The organism is Spirillospora sp. NPDC000708 (genome assembly GCF_040299565.1).
GTDB lineage: Bacteria > Actinomycetota > Actinomycetes > Streptosporangiales > Streptosporangiaceae > Spirillospora.
The window spans coordinates 1-4,007 of sequence record NZ_JBEPCJ010000201.1 but is presented as its reverse complement, the minus strand read 5'-3'; the positions used below and the strand labels follow the sequence as shown (position 1 = coordinate 4,007).

General features: G+C 75.3%; 5 protein-coding genes. 2 read left to right on the top strand and 3 right to left on the bottom strand.

The features are described from left to right. Nucleotides 1-74 precede the first annotated feature (74 nt). Nucleotides 75-803, bottom strand: coding sequence for a (Fe-S)-binding protein (locus tag ABT299_RS52280; RefSeq protein ID WP_190868704.1), 729 nt, complete (start codon nucleotides 801-803; stop codon nucleotides 75-77). A gap of 362 nt (nucleotides 804-1,165) precedes the next feature. Here ABT299_RS52280 and ABT299_RS52275 point away from each other — a divergent pair, with 362 nt between their 5' ends. Next, nucleotides 1,166-1,369: a DUF5999 family protein gene (locus tag ABT299_RS52275; protein ID WP_190868705.1), complete on the top strand. Its 204-nt coding sequence runs from the start codon at nucleotides 1,166-1,168 to the stop codon at nucleotides 1,367-1,369. A 116-nt stretch (nucleotides 1,370-1,485) separates the two neighbouring features. Here ABT299_RS52275 and ABT299_RS52270 read toward each other — a convergent pair whose 3' ends face one another. Next, nucleotides 1,486-2,100: an alpha/beta hydrolase family protein gene (locus tag ABT299_RS52270; protein WP_500255426.1), complete on the bottom strand. Its 615-nt coding sequence runs from the start codon at nucleotides 2,098-2,100 to the stop codon at nucleotides 1,486-1,488. A gap of 55 nt (nucleotides 2,101-2,155) precedes the next feature. On the opposite strand from ABT299_RS52270, the gene ABT299_RS52265 reads away from it, so the two are divergent. Next, complete coding sequence (locus ABT299_RS52265; protein ID WP_500255425.1) at nucleotides 2,156-2,581, top strand: PPOX class F420-dependent oxidoreductase; 426 nt, start codon at nucleotides 2,156-2,158, stop codon at nucleotides 2,579-2,581. 12 nt (nucleotides 2,582-2,593) lie between these two features. Here ABT299_RS52265 and ABT299_RS52260 read toward each other — a convergent pair whose 3' ends face one another. Continuing rightward, the gene (locus ABT299_RS52260) at nucleotides 2,594-3,709 is read right to left on the bottom strand and encodes a tetratricopeptide repeat protein (RefSeq protein WP_190868708.1); all 1,116 of its coding nucleotides are present in this window, start codon (nucleotides 3,707-3,709) and stop codon (nucleotides 2,594-2,596) included. Nucleotides 3,710-4,007: the final 298 nt, after the last annotated feature.

Sequence of the window (4,007 nt, the reverse complement as noted above, 5' to 3'; positions counted from 1 at the left end):
GGCGAACTTCGGCGGCGCGGTGCCCGCCCTATGAGCCCCTCCCGCTCCCGCGGGCGGCCCCGGCGGCGCGCCGGTCACGCCGGCCCCGTCGCGGCCAGGATCTCCGCCAGGTGCATGACCCGGACCCCGCCGCGCAGCCGCGACAGCGCCCCGCCGATGTGCGCCAGGCAGCCGTTGTCGACCGCGCACACCACGTCCGCGCCGGTGTCGCGGACGTGCCGGACCTTGTCGGCCACCATCGCCACCGAGACGTCGGCGTTCTTCATCGCGAACGCGCCGCCGAACCCGCAGCACTCGTCCGCCGCCGGAAGCTCCACCAGGTCGAGGCCCTTCACCGCGCGCAGCAGCCGCAGCGGCCGGTCGGCGACGCCGAGGGTCCGCGCCGACTGGCAGGACGGGTGGTAGGTGACGCGGTGCGGGAAGTAGGCGCCGACGTCGGTCACGCCGAGCACGTCCACCAGGAACTCGGTCAGCTCGTAGACCGCCAGGTCCTCGGCGGCGCGGGCCAGCGCCGCGTCGCGGGACGCCCGCGCGATCCGCGGGTAGGCGTCGCGGACGGCGGCGGCGCACGACGCCGACGGCGCCACGATCGCCTCCGCGCCCTCGAACGCGGCGGTGAACGCGCGCGCGAGGCCGGCCGCCTCGCGGTGGTAGCCGGTCGTCCAGTGCACCTGGCCGCAGCAGGTCTGGCCGGGCGGGTAGGAGACGTCGTGGCCGAGCCGCTCCAGCAGCGCCGTCACGGCCCTGCCGGTCGCGGGGAACAACGCGTCGTCGAAGCACGCGACGAACAGCGCGACGCGCATACCGGCCTCACCCCCCACGCTCGCAAAGCCCGGTCCCCGGGGCACATCGTAGGACGCCCGGAGGCCGCGTCCGGGTGAAACGATCGCACACGCCGACCGGAACCGGGCGCCCCGGTAAGGAAGATCCAACGGGCGGGAACGTTTTCCGGACGTCGGCGTGTCGTTCTTCGTCCGTTATCGAGCGTGAGGAACGCTATGCCTGGCACCTCGGGGTGAGGCGGGTCACAGATCACCGGCACTCCGGTACCAAAGGACAACCGTCCCAACGGGCTATGGCCGGGTCGAGCGAACCGTTCCACACTGGGGTGCGTCATAAGGGAAAGCACCACAACCGACCAGTAGTTGAGACCGGAGGCACGCCGATGTGCCCGCACCAGCCGCCCTGTCCCTCGCACAACGCGCCCGACCGCGACGCCGCCAGGACGCTCGCCGCCCATCCCGAGCAGGGGTGGAGCCTGCTGTGCAACGGCGTCGTGCTCTTCGAGGACACCGGCGAGCTGCTGCCCGATGGAGTGGTCATCGCCCCGCACCGGCCGACGGACCTGAAGGCGCCGTCCGCCGCGTGACGAGTCTCCGACGGGGGACTAGTTCGAACGGGTGATCATCCTCGGGGGCACGCCCGCCCGACCACGCCCTCTGGGCCCGCACCGGGCCCAGGGGCGTACTGCTGTCCGGGCCCCTCTCACCGGGCCGTCCGCGCCGGGGTCGCCGCCCAACGCCGCAGCCACGGCTCCGCCGCCCGGCCCGCCTCGGCGGGGTTCTTGTTCAGGTCGTGCCGCTCCCCCGGCAGCACCTCGACATGCGCCGCGTCCGCCGCGTCCGGCACCCCGAACGGGTCCCGGTCGCCGTTGACGACCAGCACCTCCACGCCCGCGCCGCGCAGCTCGTCCACCCGGGTCTTCTCCGGCTTGCCGGGCGGGTGCAGCGGGAACGCCAACGCGATCACCCCCGCCGCGCCGGCAGCCGTCGCGGTCCGGCACGCGACGCGCGCGCCGTTGCTCCGGCCGCCCTGCACGAGCGGGACGTCCCCGTACCGCTCCCGCAGCGCCCGGACGACATCGAGCCACGCCTCGTCCTGCTTGACGGCGGAGCCGGGCGCCCTGCGCCCCGCGAGCCGGAACGGCTGCATGACCCGCGCGACCGCGCCGTCCAGCCCGAGCGCGACGTCGCGGACCGCCAGCAGGTCGGGCGCGTCCACTCCCCCGTTCGATCCATGCGTCAGGACCAGCAGGAACGCCGGGCGGTCCGGGCCGTCCAGGGTCGCCTCGGCGGGCCCGTGCGCGGTCTGGATCTGCATGACGCCACGGTATCGGCCCGGCACGGCCGGTGATCGCGTGGGGCACACTGGACGGATGGAGATCATGACCGACAGCGAATGGCGCGCCTTCGTCCTGGAGGGCACCCGCACCGGCAAGGCCGGCGTCACCCGCAAGGACGGCACCCCTCACGTCACGCCGATCTGGTTCGTCCTCGACGGCGACGACCTGCTGTTCACCACCTACCACGAGAGCATCAAGGCGCGCGTCCTCACCCGCGACCCGCGCCTGTCGGTGTGCGTCGACGACCAGACGCCGCCGTTCTCGTACGTGATGATGCAGGCCGAGGCGCGGCTCATCGAGGACCTCGACGAGCTGCGCAAGTGGGCGACCGCCATCGGCGGCCGCTACATGGGCGCGGACCGCGCGGAGGAGTTCGGGGCGCGCAACGCGGTGCCCGGCGAGTACCTCGTCCGCGCCCGCATCACCAAGGTCGTCGCCCAGCGCCACATCGCGCACTGAGGCGCGGCGGGGTCAGCCTCCCGGGCGCTCCGGCGGCGGGGCGCCCATCGCCAGCCGCAGCCGTTCCGCGAAGCTCTCGTGCAGCAGCGGCCCCCACGGGTACCCGTCCGGCACCCGGACGGCGTCGCCGATCACCTCGTCGACGCTTCCGGGCCGCTCCTGCTCGCCCGCGTACCGGACGGCCAGCAGCGCGTACATGTGGTCGAGGGCGCCGAACGCCTCGCCGGCGAGCGCGGGCAGCGTCCCGTCGCTGACGGCCTGCTCGACGACCGGCTCCCACCACAGGTCGGCGGGGTCGGCGTCCTCGTCGCCGAAGTCGCGGCGCAGCCGGGCCCGCACCTGGCCGGCGACGCCCGGGTCGGCGAGGCCGCGCCGCCACACCTCGCCCGCCTCCGCGCCGCGTCCGCGCAGCGGCAGCGTGCGCGCCAGCAGCTCCGTCGCGAGCGGCCCGACCTCCGGGTCGGCGGGCTCGGACGGGTCGCCGAGCGCCGCGCCGAACGCGCCGACGGCCTGGTCGAGGTAGGAGATGCCGAGCGCGACGGCGAGCCGCGCGTACGCGTACGGGGCGCCGTCCCGCTCGATCAGCCTGAGCCCCGCGGCCAGCACCCGCTGCGCGCGGGCGGGCTCGCCGCGCTCCAGCAGCCGCTGGGCGAGGTCGTGCGCGGCGGGCGGCCCGTACTCGGGGTCGCCCGTGCCGATCACGGCCTCCCAGTGCTCGCACGCCTCCTCGAACGCGCCCGCGTCGTCGGCGAGCCGCGCGAGGGCGAGGTGGGCGGGCGGCAGGTACGCCGGGTTGCCGAAGTCGACGACGACGCGCCAGGCGGGCGCCGCCTCCTCGTGCTCCCCGGCCCGCTCGTGGGTGAGCGCCAGGTGGTAGGCGGCGCGGGGGCCGTACTCGGGGTCGCCGGTGGCGATGGCGGCCCGGTCGGCCTCGCGGGCCGCCTCGACGTCGCCGCCGTCGTCCAGGACGACCGCGAGGCCGAGCGCGGCCTGCGCCCGGCACGGGGTGTCGCCGAGCGCCAGCACCCGCTCGAACAGCAGCGCGGCCTCCCCGGCCGCGCCGTTCTCCGCGAGGCTCCGCGCCTCCTCGCACAACAGGGCCGGGTCGTCGGCCGCGGACTCGCTCATCGGTCTTCTGCCCTCTGGGGGTCGGGGTCCGTGCCCTCTGCGGGCCGGGTCCGCCCAGAGCCTAGCGACCGAGCCGCCGCCCGTCCCGGAGGACACCCGGAAACCCCGCCAAGATCACAAAACCCCGTATCCCCGCCCACGCGAGCCGCCCGAACCCCCGTCCGATGACCCGGCTGAACGCCCCTACGGTGACCCGGCTGAACACCCAGACGGAGGAAGAACCTCAGCCACGTCACGGGCAGGCACGCGGCCCTTGGAGTAGGCCGCGATGTTCGGACCATCCCCGTAGACGGGGGCC